This is a genomic window from Veillonella criceti (genome assembly GCF_900460315.1).
Lineage (GTDB): Bacteria > Bacillota > Negativicutes > Veillonellales > Veillonellaceae > Veillonella_A > Veillonella_A criceti.
Map to the genome: position 1 here is coordinate 478,686 of NZ_UHIO01000001.1, position 17,051 is coordinate 495,736.

General features: G+C 35.6%; 17 protein-coding genes. All 17 read right to left on the reverse strand.

The window, feature by feature from the left end; all coding sequences use genetic code 11:
- Nucleotides 1–502: 502 nt before the first annotated feature.
- Complete coding sequence (locus DYE54_RS02225) at nucleotides 503–1,033, reverse strand: Panacea domain-containing protein (protein ID WP_115309704.1); 531 nt, start codon at nucleotides 1,031–1,033, stop codon at nucleotides 503–505.
- Between the two features lie 196 nt (nucleotides 1,034–1,229).
- Nucleotides 1,230–2,366: a DUF2827 family protein gene (locus DYE54_RS02230; RefSeq protein ID WP_115309705.1), complete on the reverse strand. Its 1,137-nt coding sequence runs from the start codon at nucleotides 2,364–2,366 to the stop codon at nucleotides 1,230–1,232.
- A gap of 122 nt (nucleotides 2,367–2,488) precedes the next feature.
- The gene (locus DYE54_RS02235; RefSeq protein WP_115309706.1) at nucleotides 2,489–3,499 is read right to left on the reverse strand and encodes a nucleotidyl transferase AbiEii/AbiGii toxin family protein; all 1,011 of its coding nucleotides are present in this window, start codon (nucleotides 3,497–3,499) and stop codon (nucleotides 2,489–2,491) included.
- Between the two features lie 2 nt (nucleotides 3,500–3,501).
- On the reverse strand, nucleotides 3,502–4,095 hold the full coding sequence (locus tag DYE54_RS02240; protein ID WP_115309707.1) for a DUF6088 family protein: 594 nt from the start codon (nucleotides 4,093–4,095) through the stop codon (nucleotides 3,502–3,504).
- Nucleotides 4,096–4,222: 127 nt separating this feature from the next.
- Nucleotides 4,223–5,752 carry a thiamine phosphate synthase gene (gene thiE / locus DYE54_RS10315; RefSeq protein ID WP_245935678.1) on the reverse strand — a complete coding sequence of 510 codons (1,530 nt, stop codon included), beginning with the start codon at nucleotides 5,750–5,752 and terminating at the stop codon, nucleotides 4,223–4,225.
- A 112-nt stretch (nucleotides 5,753–5,864) separates the two neighbouring features.
- Nucleotides 5,865–6,659 carry a bifunctional hydroxymethylpyrimidine kinase/phosphomethylpyrimidine kinase gene (gene thiD / locus DYE54_RS02255; RefSeq protein ID WP_115309708.1) on the reverse strand — a complete coding sequence of 265 codons (795 nt, stop codon included), beginning with the start codon at nucleotides 6,657–6,659 and terminating at the stop codon, nucleotides 5,865–5,867.
- A 117-nt stretch (nucleotides 6,660–6,776) separates the two neighbouring features.
- Nucleotides 6,777–7,181 (reverse strand): type II toxin-antitoxin system HicB family antitoxin, encoded by a 405-nt coding sequence (locus tag DYE54_RS02260; RefSeq protein ID WP_115309709.1) that lies wholly within the window; start codon nucleotides 7,179–7,181, stop codon nucleotides 6,777–6,779.
- A gap of 1 nt (nucleotide 7,182) precedes the next feature.
- Nucleotides 7,183–7,371 (reverse strand): type II toxin-antitoxin system HicA family toxin, encoded by a 189-nt coding sequence (locus DYE54_RS02265; protein WP_115309710.1) that lies wholly within the window; start codon nucleotides 7,369–7,371, stop codon nucleotides 7,183–7,185.
- Between the two features lie 190 nt (nucleotides 7,372–7,561).
- The gene (locus DYE54_RS02270; RefSeq protein WP_115309711.1) at nucleotides 7,562–9,454 is read right to left on the reverse strand and encodes a type I glutamate--ammonia ligase; all 1,893 of its coding nucleotides are present in this window, start codon (nucleotides 9,452–9,454) and stop codon (nucleotides 7,562–7,564) included.
- A gap of 132 nt (nucleotides 9,455–9,586) precedes the next feature.
- On the reverse strand, nucleotides 9,587–10,042 hold the full coding sequence (locus tag DYE54_RS02275; RefSeq protein ID WP_115309712.1) for a GatB/YqeY domain-containing protein: 456 nt from the start codon (nucleotides 10,040–10,042) through the stop codon (nucleotides 9,587–9,589).
- A gap of 21 nt (nucleotides 10,043–10,063) precedes the next feature.
- Nucleotides 10,064–10,243, reverse strand: a complete 180-nt coding sequence (gene rpsU, locus DYE54_RS02280) for a 30S ribosomal protein S21 (protein WP_004695751.1) — start codon at nucleotides 10,241–10,243, stop codon at nucleotides 10,064–10,066.
- A gap of 130 nt (nucleotides 10,244–10,373) precedes the next feature.
- Nucleotides 10,374–10,718: a histidine triad nucleotide-binding protein gene (locus DYE54_RS02285; protein ID WP_115309713.1), complete on the reverse strand. Its 345-nt coding sequence runs from the start codon at nucleotides 10,716–10,718 to the stop codon at nucleotides 10,374–10,376.
- Nucleotides 10,719–10,756: 38 nt separating this feature from the next.
- A complete protein-coding gene (gene mtaB, locus DYE54_RS02290) occupies nucleotides 10,757–12,055 on the reverse strand; it encodes a tRNA (N(6)-L-threonylcarbamoyladenosine(37)-C(2))-methylthiotransferase MtaB (RefSeq protein ID WP_115309714.1) in 1,299 nt (432 codons plus the stop codon).
- Nucleotides 12,056–12,170: 115 nt separating this feature from the next.
- Nucleotides 12,171–12,899, reverse strand: a complete 729-nt coding sequence (locus tag DYE54_RS02295; protein ID WP_115309715.1) for an RsmE family RNA methyltransferase — start codon at nucleotides 12,897–12,899, stop codon at nucleotides 12,171–12,173.
- Between the two features lie 206 nt (nucleotides 12,900–13,105).
- Entirely contained in the window at nucleotides 13,106–13,960 is an 855-nt protein-coding gene (locus tag DYE54_RS02300) for a 50S ribosomal protein L11 methyltransferase (RefSeq protein WP_115309716.1), read from the reverse strand.
- A 10-nt stretch (nucleotides 13,961–13,970) separates the two neighbouring features.
- Nucleotides 13,971–15,152, reverse strand: a complete 1,182-nt coding sequence (dnaJ, locus tag DYE54_RS02305) for a molecular chaperone DnaJ (protein ID WP_115309717.1) — start codon at nucleotides 15,150–15,152, stop codon at nucleotides 13,971–13,973.
- A 14-nt stretch (nucleotides 15,153–15,166) separates the two neighbouring features.
- Nucleotides 15,167–17,014, reverse strand: coding sequence for a molecular chaperone DnaK (gene dnaK, locus DYE54_RS02310; RefSeq protein ID WP_115309718.1), 1,848 nt, complete (start codon nucleotides 17,012–17,014; stop codon nucleotides 15,167–15,169).
- Between the last annotated feature and the right edge of the window lie 37 nt (nucleotides 17,015–17,051).

Sequence of the window (17,051 nt, forward strand, 5' to 3'; positions counted from 1 at the left end):
GATATTTGTTTTAAAAATATCTAAAACTTGCTATGTGAGATAGTAAAACTTGCAAGTACCTAGGGAGTTTTATTTTTACGTTGTGTGTGTTTTAATATATTGGTTGTCAATGAATAACTCATAACATAAGTTATACGGGGAGTGTATAAAAATAATTTGTCAATTAAGTACTTGAAAGATTTTACATCTCACATTAAAAATAATAATAGCATAAAAATCCCCCCCCACAAGACATTTATTCATAATTACCTTAAATTCATTCATATTAATTTCACATAATACAAGAATTCTTTTATTTTCATCTTAATTAAAGATAAATTTCATTCAAGATAAATCGTATTTTTTGCTTCTATTGACCATTAAAATTTATTATGTATTATTTTGATTAGGCACCAATCGTTATTTTTACTCATCTATGCTAATTTTGCATACAAAAAAGCCATACCTCTATAGTGTTAATACTATAAAAGGTATGGCTTAAAACAATTAATCAATTTTATAATCACAAACAATTTACATTCTTGAACATAACGTCTGTATAATTTTTAATATCTTCTATTCTCTCAATATTATATTCTTCTTTTATTTGTAAAAAATACTTTTCTATTTCATTCTTAGAAATAATTTCAGATGATAATTCAGTAGAAGTCAATTTTCCTCTTGTTATTATCCAAGGAGCTTCTAGATGTGTAAATTTTTCTAAAATAGCACCACTATAACAACAAATATAAGTTACAATACTTTTTATCAATGAGAATTCTAATTCCGTAATTAATTTTTTATCAAATGCAAAATTATTATTATCCATTTCATCAATAGGATTGTAAGCATACGTTTTATATTTAGTATAAATTTCACGGTATACAGGACCATGGACCCAAGCTTCACAATCTTCATTAAAAATTGCCTGTTTAAAAAAGACAAAACTAAATCCCTGTACATAGTACAAAGCTTTTTGTAAGGCTAATGGTGTTATGTCTCCACTCATATAGATTAATATACGAGCTACTATTTCAATTTTCTTTAATTTCATGTCGAGCAATAATTGATTGACTGCTTTTTTGGCCTTTTTATACGTTACTTCACTATCTAATTTATTTTTATTTTCCTCTAAAATTTGATTAAAATATATTGGATCTATAATTATTCTTTTTAAGATGTCAGAATAGCGTTGTTACAACTAATATATAAAAGCCCCTCATATGAGGGGCTTTTATATATTATTCTACTTATTTTTCTTGCAACACTTGCAATAATAAATCACGATGTCGACTAATATTTTCAGGATTATATACCGATACCTTATGCAAGAATTTCTTATTCCGTTCTTGATGGAACGGCATTTCTTTATCATACGCATAAATACAATGCATCAAAGCATCAGCTCCATCATACGCATCAAACTCACGATAAAAATACCCAATATTTTCTTTAGCTAAATATTCCGAATTGTGTACTAATGGATAATTGCCATAGATCGTTTCATAATATAAATAATTTAAACCACATTCCCATTGATACGACAATACTATATCAGAATAACGACTTAAAAATTCAGGTGTCATAAATCGAGCTTCGACAGTCATAATGTTTTCTCGAACAAGGCTCGTAAAACCAATGAAATTGAAAAAAGCATGGACGTCTTTTTTATCAACAGTACCACATAAATACACATGCTCTAATAATTCTTTATTACGTCTATGTGTTTCCTCTACAATTAGCACTGGTGTCATGCAATTTTTTAACACTGAAATATTAGGTTCCATGACTGCTATTCGACGCTTCACAGGATCCACGGGTTTATAACCAAAGGCCTCTTCTAGTTTCAATTCTTTAATCTTCTGTTCTAAGAAGAAAGGCTCCCACAAATGAGGTACTTCATGGGCTGCTACACCTGTAATAATTTCAACATAAGGTTTATTTGTCTTCATTAAGTGCGGTGTGATCCAAACGGAATCATAACGAGTTCCGTTAAAAGCACGACCATTCTTTTGAGCATGGACAAACTTTTCCATATCCATAATAAAATCGTTACCCATACGATAGGTAATAATCTTTGTACCATGCTGACGAAAAGCTGCTTCTAGTTGTGGCTCAATAGCCAACGTACCTTCAATTAATACATCTGTGCGATTAAGAACTTCCGTGTATTCATAAAATTTAAGAGTTGTATCGCCTGCTTTAAATTGATCGGGCAAACTATCTAACGTATTACCCCAATATACAAAATACACTTCGTTAACAAAGTCAATTTGTTCTAAACACGTTTTAAGAAAAAACATATTCTGCCCTGCACCATTGGACCAAATATGCTGATACGATTCACCCCAGAAAAAACTAATACCTATGTTTATTTTTCGTTCCACAAAGCAGCCTCCTCCATCTCAATACAATGTATCTCCATGCATCTCCACGCACTAAGTATCACACACTATTCCCCACTGTATAACTGCTATAGGCAAATCATAGCATAGAAATGAAGTATTTGCTAGCACAAATGAATTAGTTCTTTATTAATTTCTTCTTCATAAATTTGTAAAATTTCTATAATTGAAGAAAAACTTACCGAATTATGAAAAATCATATTTTTCATAATATTAAAGTCATTTTCAAATATTTTTAACCCATCTAATTTAGGTACTAATTTTAGTTTACCAGATTTAATATCATCATATCTTGCCCAGTTACAAGGATAAAATTTTTTCTTAAACTCAATAACATCAAATAATAAAGCAAAATTTTGTAAACTCAATTTTTTTATATCCGTCTGTAACATTTTATATACATCATAATAGTGTCTAGAATATCTAGCTGGATAATTTTCATTCACTCTATTAGCTTCTCTATGAAGAATAGTAATCTTTTCAAAAAAAGTTCGTAATGAGTCAACAACGACTACATTTATATTTTCAGAAAAAATTGTTGGATATGTATCTTCTATATATGTTGTTATTGTCCTTTTATGATAAGGAATTGGCTCTGCTAAGCACCCAATTTCTAATCTAACAATTTGTAATATAGAAGTATCATTATGTTTTCGAGGATAGGCAAAACAAATTGTCTGAGGATCATTTTGATCAATATAGAAATCAAATTTACGATTTCCTAATAGTTTTCCAAATTCACTTTTTAGTAAAGGAAGAAATTCTTTTTCAATAAAATTTGCTGTATTATCATTTAATAATTTATTAAATTTTAATTGTTGAGTATTACTTCTATTTAAATAAGGTTCTTCTTCATCAAAACCAAGAAGTTGCCAATCAAGTGCCAAATCAATATCTTCAGAGAATCTATCAATTAAATGATAAACTTTCGACAGACTAGTTCCTCCCTTAAATATAATGGAATTTTTAAATTTAAAATCTGAAAATAAATATTTAAGTAATAAACATACCCATAAATCTTTTTCAACAATTGCAGTCGATAAGTTCATCTTTTCTGCAGTATTATTAACAACTAATTCAAGTTCTTCTTCAGAAAGATCTATTAAATTATTCATAACTACGCCTCTATTTTCTTCAAAACTTCTTGAATCCAAAACGGAAGTTTTAAAATTGATTTGTTAAAATCTTCTTTCACTATTTTTCTAAAATCTGATAACTTTTTAAGATTAGAATCATTTATATTCTCTTTCCCTAAAGCTCTTATTGCCTGAATCAATATAGCTAATTCATAAGAAAAATTAGTAATATTTCTATTAGTCGTATGTTTAAAAATAATTTTTTTATTTCGATACATATACTCACGATATGGACCATCAGAAACAAAAATATATTCATTAGGGACTTGTGTCGATAAACCTGTAATATTTAATGCTAATTCTCCTGTTGGCGTAATTGTCCAGGAAAATTTATCTGCAATTTTATAGGCAACTTCTGTTGCAGTAGGATAACTTACTTCTTTTAAAATATTGCTATATTTAGGTGCTGTATATAAGCCATCAACTAATCTTACAATTTTATTTTCTTCATAAAGCCTGTACAATATAGATTTAACAGTGTTCTTTTTTCCTAAATCATAAAAATCATGAATAGAAAATATTTTTCCTTGATTAGAAGTAATTTTATTCGTTATTATACTATTTAATGTTTCCATCACATCACCTCTTTTGCACCTAAAATTATACACTTTTGGGTGCAAAATATCAATAATTACTAAAAGCTCAATGTACATGGTATAAAAATTCTACCAATATACATTGAGCTTTTCTTATTTTATCATTTTAAAATTTTTTAAATCCCTTAACTACTTTTGCTACATCATTCGCCTTTGTAATAGCAGAAATAATAGATACCCCATCAGCACCATGTTCTCGTATGGTAGCTGTCGTTTCAACGGTAATTCCTCCAATAGCTACAATAGGAATTTCAGCATCTACATTACGTACTGCTTGAATGCCTTCAGGACCGATAGGCGCCTTAGCATCTCCTTTTGACTGTGTGCCGTATACTGGCCCAACACCGATATAGTCTGCCAATTCTACCTGGGAATCCGCATATTCTTCTGGTGAATGAATAGAAAGTCCTATAATCTTATTTGGGAATCTTTGACGAACCAATTCAATAGGATCATCATCTTGTCCAATATGCACGCCATCTGCATCAAGTTCTTCTGCCAAATCCATATCATCATTCATAATAAATGGTACTTGATACGTTTCACAAAGCTCTTGTACTTTTTTAGCAAATGAAACTTTTGCCGCCCCTTTTAAAGAGCCTACTCCTTTTTCACGAAGCTGAAACATCGTGATACCCGCTTGCAACGCCATTTCAATACAACGTAAAGCAGCCGTTTCAGAATTATCAGTCTCTTTAAAATCTTGTGTACCGCAAATAAAATACACACCTAATTGTTCTCTGTTAAATGTCATATGCCAATTCTTACGTGTTTTTACATCCTCATCAGACATTCGATACAGCGCATTTAAAAACTCAATTTGAAAACTCCCTGGTTCCACTCGTTGATATAAATTTTCACATGTTTCAGCTGCCATTTCAGCCGCTACAGAATAGGCTGTTAAGCCCCATAAAGTGGCAGAAAATAAATCATATTCTTCAAGACGCTGTAACTCTTTAGAACCTATAAAGGCAGCTAAAAAACCACCTAATAGGCAACCAGTCCCTACAACTAATGGCATCATAGCCGATCCATTGGTAACTTCCACAGTCTTAAGGCCATTAGAAATACCATCTACAGGACCAGTCACTACCGTCAGTACTTGAAAGGCCTTAGCACATTGTTCCGCCAATGCGCCGGGTTTAGCCACTCCAGCACTATCAACGCCTTTAGAACTAACCTCTGCCACTTTTTCTGACTTATGGTTTACTGATGTTATTGACTCAGTGGCATTTTTACTATCTAGTTCATGTTTTGCTTGTACTAAAGCAGCAATTTCACCAGCATTACCACGAAGTAATGTAATTTTATGATTTACTAGCAAATCAAGTGCAATCTCTCGACGAAAAGCTCCGGCACTACAAGCCACTGGATCGAGTACAACAGGGACTGCTAATTCATTAGCTAACGTAACCGCTTGTTTATAAAACGCCCCAAGTTCTGGATTTACAGTACCAATATTAACCAATAAAGCCTGTGCATAGGGCAATAAATCTCTCAAATCTTCTATACACGAGCTCATAGCTGGCGACGCACCAATAGCCAATAATCCATTAGCGGTAAAATTCTTTACTACATCATTCGTTAAGCAGATAACAAGGGGATTTTTTCTCCGCAAGGCTGCTATATATGTCATATTTTTTCTTCTTTCTATTTATATATTTTCCTAAAAATCTGCAAATACGTCTCTAAATACGTTCTACAAATACTGTCTGCAAATACTGTCTACAAATGCTTTCTACAAATACCTATAGTGTTACCATATGATTCACTGGCCCATGGCCTTTACCAAGTCCCGGATTTTCTTTGATTGCTTTACTAATAAAGTCTTTACCAATCCCTACAGCCTCTGGTAATGCTTTTCCTTTACTCAATTCTGCTGTGATAACAGCTGAAAACGTACAACCTGTGCCATGGGTATGCGGTGTATCATACCGAGGACTTTCATAAGTAATACAGGATTCCCCCTTGATATATAAATAGTCTTTAGCCGTTTCACCAAAATGGCCACCTTTCATAATAACGGCCTTTGGTCCCATTTCCTTTAAAATTTGTTGTGCAGCCTTTTCTAATTCAGTTTCAGATTCAATCTTAAATCCTACTAAATATTCTGCTTCTGATAAATTTGGGGTCACTAACGTAGCCACTGGCATTAATTCTGCTTTAAACTGATCACGTGCCTTCTGATCAATCAAGTGGTCGCCACTGGTTGCTACCATCACCGGATCCATTACATACGGCACCGAGCCATCTACATATTTGCGTATAATGCGCATCATCTCTACATTGGGAATCATGCCCGTTTTAAGAGCTACTGGCGGAATATCTTCAAATACTGAAGCTAATTGTTCCTCTAACATAGGTAAATCAACATTTTGAATACATCGAACACCCATGGTATTCTGAGCCACTACACTCGTTACGACAGCCATACCATACACTTGCCGTGCCTGAAATGACTTCAAATCAGCCATAATACCAGCCCCACCCGATGGATCGGTGCCTGCTATTGTCAATGCCGTAGGAAAGCTATTTTGTTTCATGTTGTCCTCCAATTACTGTAGCAATGAACTCTCCTTAATTCATTGCCAAAACGTAATACTGTAGAACCCAATACTTAGTTCTATTTTACGTTATTCTTAAGGTTTTGACAAAAAAATTTATATATTCTCTACACCAAGTTCACGTTTTAAAGCACGTTGAAGGGCCCTAGAAAAATTTATTCCTTGCTCCTCTGCTTTATGATTTAACCAACTTGGAATTGTTAATGTTTTTTTTACAGCACGATTATCCGTTTTCTTTAAATACTCTAATTCATCCCAACGTATCAATGAAATAAATTCCCCATCTTCACAATGAATATCTGTAGGATTACTAGCTACCGGAAATGTTTCTCCTTCTTCTTTTAAAGTATATAAATAAATGCCCAATGCATCTTCAGCCATAGAAACAGCATGATTTAAATCATCACCCTCGGTTACACAACCGATTAAATCAGGAAAAGTTACACTATAACCTCCCGCTAAATCTGAACTAAATAATGCTGGATATAATACATTTTCCATACTAATCCTCCTTTATCATTGCTTGTGAAATGATGCTTTGTAACGTTTTTGGCTTTAAATCTTTACTATGAAAAGGAACTGTAACTAATCCTCTTTTTACTTCATGTTTAAAAATATAGTGTGACTCTCTTGTTCGTACTAACACCCATCCATCTCTTTTTAATATTTTTATCAACTCTTTAGGAGTCAAATAATCACCCTCTTAAAATCCACTAACATCTCTATTATTATATTAAAACTTATATATATACGTGTCAATACGTATTAAACATTGCTATACTGTATTTAAAAAAAGCCCTGTAAGCTCTCTTTACTGCGACTTTGCTCAAAAGAACTCAGAGCAGTAAGTGAGCTTACAGGGTTTTCAACCTAAAATTTAATTATAGAATATTACGCATATATTCTGCGTATTTTGCTTCCAACTCTAACATTTTTTCATTCATTTCCATTTGCAATTTAGAAGCTGTATCATAATCTTCTGCTGTAACTGCATGGGCAATACGAGTGAATAAAGATGTTTCAGAACCAGAATCTTTAGCCAAATAAAAACGCATTGCATTGATAGCATCCCAACGAGATGTATCTAAACCATCATCTCCATGAATTGGTTTCATAGCGCGAATTGTATTAATATTGGCTGGAATCAAACGATTAATTAAAACAAGTTTCCAACGATTTAAAATCCCAGCAATAAAGGATTCCATAAGATCTTTGGCAAAGGCACCACCATTCACCAATGCGTCTACTTTAGCAGGGTTATTTTTGAATCCTAAAATATTTTCCCAAACAGTAGCTGGTGGGATACCATAACGACTATTGCGTTCTTCTTCTGTATAATCATCAAATACATTCTTTTCAGAACGATAGGCACGACCTTGTTCTAAGTAATCAGCGGTATCTTCTGGCGCTTTAGATAATTCAGCCAACAAAGCATCTGGTGTTTTACCTGACGTAATGACATAGCGTAAACCATCAAGAACTGCAGAATAAATTAAAGCAAGTGCCGTATATGTATTGGTATATGGATTTGGAGAGCGAAGCTCAAAACGTGTTGCCATAGGGTTTTCAATATCACGAATTAGACCACATAAAATAGTACGGTTACGACTTGGCTCATCTGGTTGATTACCTAAAGACGTTACAATACAGATTGGAGCTTCAAAGCCTGGTTTTAAGCGATTCAAAGAATCGGTTGTCGAAGATATAAATGGATTAATAACTTCGTAGTTCTTTAAAACCCCCATAATGGCACCGATACCAAGTGGGCTCAAGAAGGCTTTTTTCATATCTTCTGGACTGAAAAGATTAACCATTTTACCGTTTTTCATTTTAGCCATTAAGCCAAAGTGTGTATGTTCGCCAGAACCAGCAACGCCGATAATTGGTTTAGCTTGGAATGTTACATCAAGCCCATTTTCACGGAATACTTCACGAACGATGATGCGAGCTTGTAGTTCATTATCTGCAGTCTGCAATGGATTGCTTGTGTACTTCCAGTCAATCTCAAGCTGTTCAAGAACATGATCCATGTGGCCTTCGTCATCAATTTTACCTTTAACGCCACCTACTTCTTTATGGCCCATTTCAGCATTCAAACCATAAGCATCCAACATTTCAACAGCTTGTTCCATAGCTGTACGAACGGCCCCATGGGTACGTTGCCAATATTGTTCTTGTAATTTCTGAGATGTAGATAATTCTTTAGTACTTACTACCTTAGATGGTGTTTTAACCCAGAATTCTAATTCAGTCGCTGTAGTAAATACTAAATCAGCAATATCATCAACATTGACATGTTCCATACCTTTTACTGTATGACTTTTTAAAAGTGTCATTAATTCAGCTTTTACGAAATCTAACGTTTCTTTTAAAATCGAACGAGAATCTACGTAACGATCACAATGTTTTAAGAACGCTGGAATACGGAGTGTCCCTGTTGGTAGTCCTGTAGCTGGATCAATGTTTTCATAGTTATAATCTACAAACCAGTTAACACTTGGATCGCCCCAAATATCGACACGAGCATTATTTAATGTAGCAATACCGGTTAAAACAACGGAGGAACCATCAGTCTGTACAGCACGGCCTTCAAAGAATGCTTCATAATCATCAAAGAACATAGCCATTGGAATTTTTTCATCGGTATCATTACCAGCTAAGTCAACGCCAACTAAAGATACGAATTTAATTTCAGGATGTTGTTCTAAAAGCGCTAATACCCCTTCTTTACCATACTGTCCAGCCGGAATATAATATAATAATTCGTTTGCCATAGTAATTCCTCCTTGTTATAAGCAAAAAGACCCCTTAGCACTGCTTATTAGCAATGCTCAAGGGGCCTTCATTGACCAGTTATTATCTTTAAAGGTATATTAACATACTTAACTTAGTATGTCAACAACAGGTTAACCGTTAACCTTTGCAATTTCTTCACGAACAATCGTATTCACAAGTTTGCCATCAGCTCTACCTTTTGTTTCAGGCATTACTTTGCCCATTACATCACCCATTTTAACTGGTGCCGTAAGGCTACTAATAGCATTTACTACGATAGTGCGAATCTCGCTTTCACTAAGTTGAGCTGGTAAATATTTCTTCAATATCTCCATCTCTTCTTTAGTCTGAGCTACGAGATCATCACGCTGACCTTTTTCAAACTCAGCCAGTGAATCTTGACGCATTTTCATTTCTTTTGCCAAAATTCCGAGTATATCTGTATCGCTAAGCTCGCGCTTTTCGTTAATTTCCGTATTTTTAATTGCTCCGTTAACCATGCGAATAACGCCTAATGCCACTTTACCAGCTTCACGAGCTTTCATGGCTTCTTTCATATCCGCCTTTAACTGTTCTTTTAAGGACATACCGTGCCTCCAAGATAAATCTTACGCTCTGAATTTGCGCTTACGTGCAGCCTCAGATTTTTTCTTTCTTTTCACGCTTGGTTTTTCATAGTGTTCGCGTTTTCTTACTTCAGACAAAACACCCGCTTTTTGGCAGGAGCGTTTAAAACGGCGAAGAGCACTTTCAAGCGTTTCATTTTTACCGACTTTAATTTCAGACATCTATATCCCTCCCTCCAATTATTCGATGGAAGTGCAGGTATTTACTATACGCACATAAGGATATTATAATATTTGACACTATGTTTGTCAATATTAGAACGCCATTATGCACTGTATTTATATACAATTTTTAGATTTCTGGCCAACCTAATTCTTGACCACCTAAAATATGAGCATGCAAATGGAATACAGTTTGACCTGCTTTAGCCCCTGTATTAAATACAACACGATAACCATCAGCCGATAACCCTAATTCTTTAGTCACGTCTTTAATAAATGGCAATATCCCTTCAACATACTCAGCTTTTTCTTCTGTTAAATGGGCAATATTAGCTACGTGATTCTTTGGAATTACCAATACATGCACTTTGGTTACAGGATTAATATCATGAAACGCTAAAAATTTATCGTTTTCTAATACTTTGTTACAAGGAATTTCACCGTTAATAATTTTACAAAAAATGCAATCATCCATGTGTCATCGCTCCTTAATGAACTAATACGTGTGAGCTTTTATTCAATAATTACTGTTTCACCATTCAAACCTACAACGGTCCCGCCAATAATTGTGCCCACTTCATGAGAACTTTCGTCTTTCTTTATTTTACCGTGAATGTATTCATTAGTAAAGCCTAGATAATATCCATCTTCTTCTCGTTCAATCAGAATCTCTGCACGTTTACCAATCATAGCTTCTGCAAATTTAATAAGCCCTTTTTGTCCTAGATTATTTAACAACGCTACCCGTGTCTTTTTGACGGCCTCTGGCACTTGATCTTCCATCACGGCAGCTGGCGTACCTTCACGTTTAGAATACGGGAAAGCATGAATATGAGTGAAACCAATTTCTTCTACTGTTTTCATAGTCTCTTCAAAATCTTCATCTGTTTCACCGGGGAAACCAGCAATAATATCCGTTGTAATCGCTAATCCAGGAATTCGACTACGCAATCTAACTACAAGGTCTTTAAATTCTTGTAGTGTATAATGACGATTCATCAATTTTAAAATATGATCTGAACCAGCTTGTAAAGGCAAGTGTAGATGCGTACAGAAACGAGGTTCTTTAGCCATTAATTCAACTAGTTCTTCAGATACCTCTACGGACTCAATAGATCCTAGGCGAATTCGTTGCAATTCGGGAATTTCAAGCAACGCTTTTACTACCTGTGCCAAATTAGGTTTTTCTGGTAATTCAATACCATAGTTACCAAGATGAATCCCTGTCAGAACAATTTCATGATAACCATGAGCCACTAACCGTTTTGCTTCTTTTACAATATCTTCAATACGACGAGATTTTAACTTGCCACGAGTATACGGAATAATACAGAATGTACAGTAATTATTGCAACCTTCTTGAATTTTCATAAAGGCCCGTGCTTTATCAATCTCGTTACCATACAGTGGCATTTCCTCAAATGTTGCTTGTTCCATAATATTTCGAACGATACTAATCTGCTTCTCTGTCGATTCTAATTGTTCTACCAATTCAACAACTTGATGACGATTATTGGTACCAATAACAAGATTAACTCCTTCAATCGCCGCAATAGCATCCGGCGCTAATTGTGCATAACAACCAGTAACAATAATATAAGCATCTTCATTTGTCCGTTTAGCTTTACGGATTAATTGTCTGGATTTACGCTCTCCCATATTAGTAACAGAGCAGGTATTAATAACATAAATATCTGCTTTTTCATCAAAATCTACAGGCTCATACCCTTTTTGTATAAATAAACCACGCATTGCATCGGTATCATATTGATTTACACGGCAACCCAAGGTCGTAAATGCTACTGTTTTCATTATTTTTTTGATTAGCTCCTCTCGCTTATTAACTACATAGTTAACTCATATATCTATCAATGACAGATGAGTTTTTCAATCTACACACTATATATTGACTAATAGTAATCAGAAATTACATATTTAATTCGTATTGTAACATACTAACAGCACTGATAGCTGCTGTTTCAGCTCGTAAAATAGTAGAACCTAATGTAACTACTTGGGCGCCTACTTCAGTCATTTGAAGCACTTCCTCTTCACTTAAGCCTCCCTCTGGACCAATGATGATGAGTACACGTTGATTGCTATTACCTTGCAATGCTTCTTTTAACGTATGACTACTTTCATTTTCATAAGCTACTAAAACCAATGTATCTTGTTCAACCTCATTAGCTAATACATCCGCTACACTTTGCTGTACTACTAATTGAGGCAACTGCTCACGCCCACATTGCTGTGCTGCTTCCTTCATTATTTTTTGCCAACGCTCTACCTTTTGTGGCAATTTATCGGCCTTGTACTGTGCTACACAATGTTTCATCGGTACTGCATATACTGTATGTACATTAAGTTCTGTAGCTTTTTGCAATACCCACTCTAATTTATCTGCCTTTAAAAAAGCTTGCACGAGCACAATTTCTATCTCTTCGGTTTCCGTTGTTGTTACTTCACCAATTCGCTTGGCCTTAGCCTCACCATCTACAACCTCTAAAATTCGATAAGTCGCCGTACCTCCTTCACTACTACTTACGAGAATGGGCTTCTCTATATTGTGACGAAACACGGTAATTAAATGATGCGTTGTTTCTTTAGGAATTATGATCTCAGTATCTAATGGAGTGGAAACAAATATCTTCTTCATTAAATACTCCTTTCTTATAATGTTACGCACTCTCTAAAATAGAGTTACATTCATAGAGTTACATTTTAGTATACCATGTTTATCGATGTTTCTCTATGGGAAAAACCTCCTACACAAGAACTTCTAGGTTCTGCATAGGAGGTTTTATTAATTTTCTGTTTTCTCTATGAATTTTATTCATTCATAACTATTATTCTGAATTTATTTTATCCCTTATATTTCAAAGCAAATGTATGCCAAGATTCTTTGGTCACTTCTTCTACTATTAGCCAATGAGCCTCAATATATGGCTTAATTTCCTCATAGCGGTCGTCAATAATACCGCTAATAATTAGTATACCCTCAGAGTCTAACTTCTTGCTAATCGCCGGTAAGAGCATTTTAAGCGGATCTACTGTTAGATTAGCTAAAATTAAATCAGCTGTTCCCGTAAAGTCAGTAGCCAAGTCACCACAAATTAATTGAGCTGTGACTGCATTCGTTTCACAATTAGCTTTTGCCTGCGCAACAGCACTCGCATCAATGTCAATGCCAATTAAATTTGGAACCCCTAGATAATGCGCCACTAACAATAAAATACCAGTGCCTGTACCAATATCTAAACAAGTATTAACTTTAGCCCCATATTTCGCCATTAATTCAGCACAGGCCTGTGTTGTTTCATGGGCACCGGTACCAAAAGAAAGGTCAGAATCAATCGTAATAACTTCTTCCCCTTGCTTCGGTGTATATTCTTTCCAAGCAGGTCGAATTACAAGATTAGGAAGAATTTCAGTTGGTTCAATGTACTGTTGCCAACTATTATACCAATCCGTATCAGTCACCTCTTTGGCCTGTAATTGTTTAAAATTGAACTGGGCTTGCTTTAATTCATGACCAATGAGTTCTTCCCATTCACTAGTGCTTTTTGATGTATCACCATATAAGGTAAATTGTACCCAATTAGGTTCATTCGGTACATCTTCTTCAATAAAACCGTTGCTACTCATAGTGTCAAAAAGAGTAGTCACCTCTTCAATGACTACTCTTTCAATGGCAACGGATATTTCAATCCATTTCATATATACCTCTTTAATCAAGACTCAAGGCATCTTTTACTTTGTCGCCAATTTTTTCTAAAATGCTCTTACTCTCTTGTAAAATTGTTACATCTTCTTTGCCTTCTTTAGCAAATTGTACTAACAATTCACGTTGTTTTTCCGTCAATTTCTTAGGCGTAGCTACTGTAACGCGTACATGTTGATCCCCACGTTGACTTGGATTACGCAAGTAAGGAATCCCTTTGCCTTTTAAGCGGAAAATAGTCCCTGTCTGTGTACCTTCTGGGATTTTTAATTCTACTTTACCATCCAAGGTATTAACCTTAATAGTCGCACCAATAGCAGCTTGTGCAAACGTAATCTTCGCCTCACTCACTACTTCATTGCCCTGACGTTCAAATTCACGACTTGGTTTTACATAGATGTAAACATATAAATCACCCTTAGGGCCACCTTTAATGCCTGGTTCGCCTTCGTTAGCTACACGCAAACGGGAACCACTATCTACACCAGCTGGGATTTTAATTTCAATTTTGCGGCGTGCTACTGTTTCACCACTACCGTGGCAAACTTTACATGGTTTTTCAATGGTCTTACCAGAGCCATGACAAGCCGAACAAGTTCGGGCTGAGCGCATTTGACCAAATGGGGTATTCTGCACTACCGTTTCTTGACCAGAACCATGACAACGGGAACAGGTTTCTACTTTACTGCCTGGTTCACCACCATTGCCATGACAATGATTACATTCTTCATGACGTTGAATTTCAATCGTCATTTTTCGACCAAACGCAGCGTCTTCAAAGCTAATTTCTACATCATGCCGAAGGTCATCCCCTTTTTGAGGACCGCGAGCTTGTTGTCCGCCACCACCGCCAAAGAACATATCAAAAATATCACCGAAACCGCCAGCTTGGCCGCCAAATCCACCAAAACCACCTTGACCGCCAAAGCCGCCGAAACCACCGGCCCCAGCACCACCACCTTGGGTGAATGCCTCATGACCATATTGATCATATTGGGACCGCTTAGTTTCATCAGACAATACTTCATAGGCTTCATTGGCTTCTTTAAATTTTTCTTCCGCCTCTTTTGGATTGTCACGGTTTACGTCAGGATGATATTGGCGAGCTTTCTTTCTAAATGCTTTCTTTATTTCATCTTGGGAGGCATTTTTATTGACTCCTAAGACGTCATAATAATCCTTCGCCATTAGTTACCGTCCTCTTAGTCTTTTTTATCGTCTTTTACTTCAGTATATTCAGCATCTACAACATCATCTTTTGATTGTGCATCGGCTGCTTCAGCACCTTGAGCACCATTAGCTGCCTCTTGCGCTGCCTGTGCTTGTTCATACATCTTAGTGGACAATTCATATAATGGTTTAGTTAATTCTTCGCTCTTAGCTTTAATATCTTCTACATTACCAGCTTCAATAGCAGATTTTAATGCATCTTTAGCTGTTTTTACTTGTTCTAATGTAGCAGCATCAGCTTTACCTTCGAAGTCTTTAATTGCTTTTTCTGCTTGATATACTAAGGAATCTGCGTTATTTTTAACTTCGATTTCTTCTTTTTTAGCCTTATCTTCCGCTGCATGAGCTTCTGCTTCTTTTACCATACGATCGATCTCATCCTGCTGTAATCCACCAGAAGAAGTGATAGTAATAGCTTGTTCTTTACCAGTGCCCATATCTTTAGCTTTTACGTTTACAATACCATTAGCATCGATGTTGAAAGTAACTTCAATTTTAGGTACTCCACGTGGAGCTGCTGGAATACCAGTTAATTCAAAACGACCTAACGTTTTATTATCAGCTGCGAAATCACGTTCACCTTGCAATACATGAATATCTACAGAAGGTTGGTTATCAGCTGCTGTAGAGAATACTTGGCTCTTAGATGTAGGAATGGTTGTGTTACGATCAATAATACGAGTGAACACGCCACCTAAAGTTTCAATACCTAAAGATAATGGCGTTACATCAAGAAGTAATACGTCTTTAACTTCACCAACTAATACCCCACCTTGGATAGCCGCACCAACAGCTACGCATTCATCAGGGTTAACGTTTTTAGTTGGTTCTTTACCAAGTACACGTTTAATAGCTTCCTGAACAGCTGGGATACGAGAAGAACCACCAACTAGTAAGATTTTGTCGATTTCACCAACACTAAGACCAGAGTCTGCCAACGCTTTGCGAGTTGGTTCAATAGTAGCTTCTACTAAGTCATGAGTTAACTCTTCAAATTTAGCACGAGTTAATGTTAAGTCTAAATGTTTAGGACCTGTTGCATCCGCTGTGATAAATGGCAAGTTAATATTAGTGCTCATTACACCAGATAATTCGATTTTAGCTTTTTCAGCCGCTTCTTTTAAGCGTTGGTCAGCCATTTTATCTTGAGATAAATCAATACCACTTTCTTTTTTGAATTCTTCAATCAACCAGTTCATAACGCGTTGGTCAAAGTCGTCACCACCTAAATGGTTGTTACCACTAGTAGCCTTAACTTCGAATACGCCATCACCAAGTTCTAGAATGGATACGTCAAATGTACCACCACCAAGGTCAAATACAAGTACTTTACCTTCTTCGTCTTTATCTACACCATATGCAAGCGCTGCCGCTGTTGGTTCGTTAATAATACGAAGTACATCAAGACCAGCAATAGCACCCGCATCTTTCGTTGCCTGACGTTGGCTATCTGTAAAGTAAGCTGGTACTGTAATAACAGCCTGTGTTACTTTTTCACCAAGATATGCTTCAGCATCAGCTTTCAATTTTTGAAGCACCATAGCGGAAATTTCTTGTGGTGTATATTCTTTATCGTCAATTTTTACTTTGTAGTCACTACCCATGTGACGTTTAATCGAAGAAATAGTACGATCTGGATTAGATACAGCCTGACGTTTTGCCAACTGACCTACCAAACGTTCCCCATTCTTTGCAAAACCAACTACGGAAGGAGTTAAACGAGAACCTTCTTGGTTCGTAATAACAACTGGTTCGCCGCCTTCCATAACAGCTACTACAGAGTTTGTTGTACCTAAGTCAATACCAATTACTTTTGCCATTTTAAATGACCTCCTATTTTATATTATATCTATCTAT

Bases quoted from the DNA above. Each gene is read 5' to 3' on its own strand.
- DYE54_RS02225 (WP_115309704.1), bottom strand. From the start codon at position 1,033: ATGAAATTAAAGAAAATTGAAATAGTAGCTCGTATATTAATCTATATG.
- DYE54_RS02235 (WP_115309706.1), bottom strand. From the start codon at position 3,499: ATGAATAATTTAATAGATCTTTCTGAAGAAGAACTTGAATTAGTTGTT.
- DYE54_RS02240 (WP_115309707.1), bottom strand. From the start codon at position 4,095: ATGGAAACATTAAATAGTATAATAACGAATAAAATTACTTCTAATCAA.
- thiE (WP_245935678.1), bottom strand. From the start codon at position 5,752: ATGACATATATAGCAGCCTTGCGGAGAAAAAATCCCCTTGTTATCTGC.
- thiD (WP_115309708.1), bottom strand. From the start codon at position 6,659: ATGAAACAAAATAGCTTTCCTACGGCATTGACAATAGCAGGCACCGAT.
- DYE54_RS02260 (WP_115309709.1), bottom strand. From the start codon at position 7,181: ATGGAAAATGTATTATATCCAGCATTATTTAGTTCAGATTTAGCGGGA.
- DYE54_RS02270 (WP_115309711.1), bottom strand. From the start codon at position 9,454: ATGGCAAACGAATTATTATATTATATTCCGGCTGGACAGTATGGTAAA.
- DYE54_RS02275 (WP_115309712.1), bottom strand. From the start codon at position 10,042: ATGTCCTTAAAAGAACAGTTAAAGGCGGATATGAAAGAAGCCATGAAA.
- rpsU (WP_004695751.1), bottom strand. From the start codon at position 10,243: ATGTCTGAAATTAAAGTCGGTAAAAATGAAACGCTTGAAAGTGCTCTT.
- DYE54_RS02285 (WP_115309713.1), bottom strand. From the start codon at position 10,718: ATGGATGATTGCATTTTTTGTAAAATTATTAACGGTGAAATTCCTTGT.
- mtaB (WP_115309714.1), bottom strand. From the start codon at position 12,055: ATGAAAACAGTAGCATTTACGACCTTGGGTTGCCGTGTAAATCAATAT.
- DYE54_RS02295 (WP_115309715.1), bottom strand. From the start codon at position 12,899: ATGAAGAAGATATTTGTTTCCACTCCATTAGATACTGAGATCATAATT.
- DYE54_RS02300 (WP_115309716.1), bottom strand. From the start codon at position 13,960: ATGAAATGGATTGAAATATCCGTTGCCATTGAAAGAGTAGTCATTGAA.
- dnaJ (WP_115309717.1), bottom strand. From the start codon at position 15,152: ATGGCGAAGGATTATTATGACGTCTTAGGAGTCAATAAAAATGCCTCC.
- dnaK (WP_115309718.1), bottom strand. From the start codon at position 17,014: ATGGCAAAAGTAATTGGTATTGACTTAGGTACAACAAACTCTGTAGTA.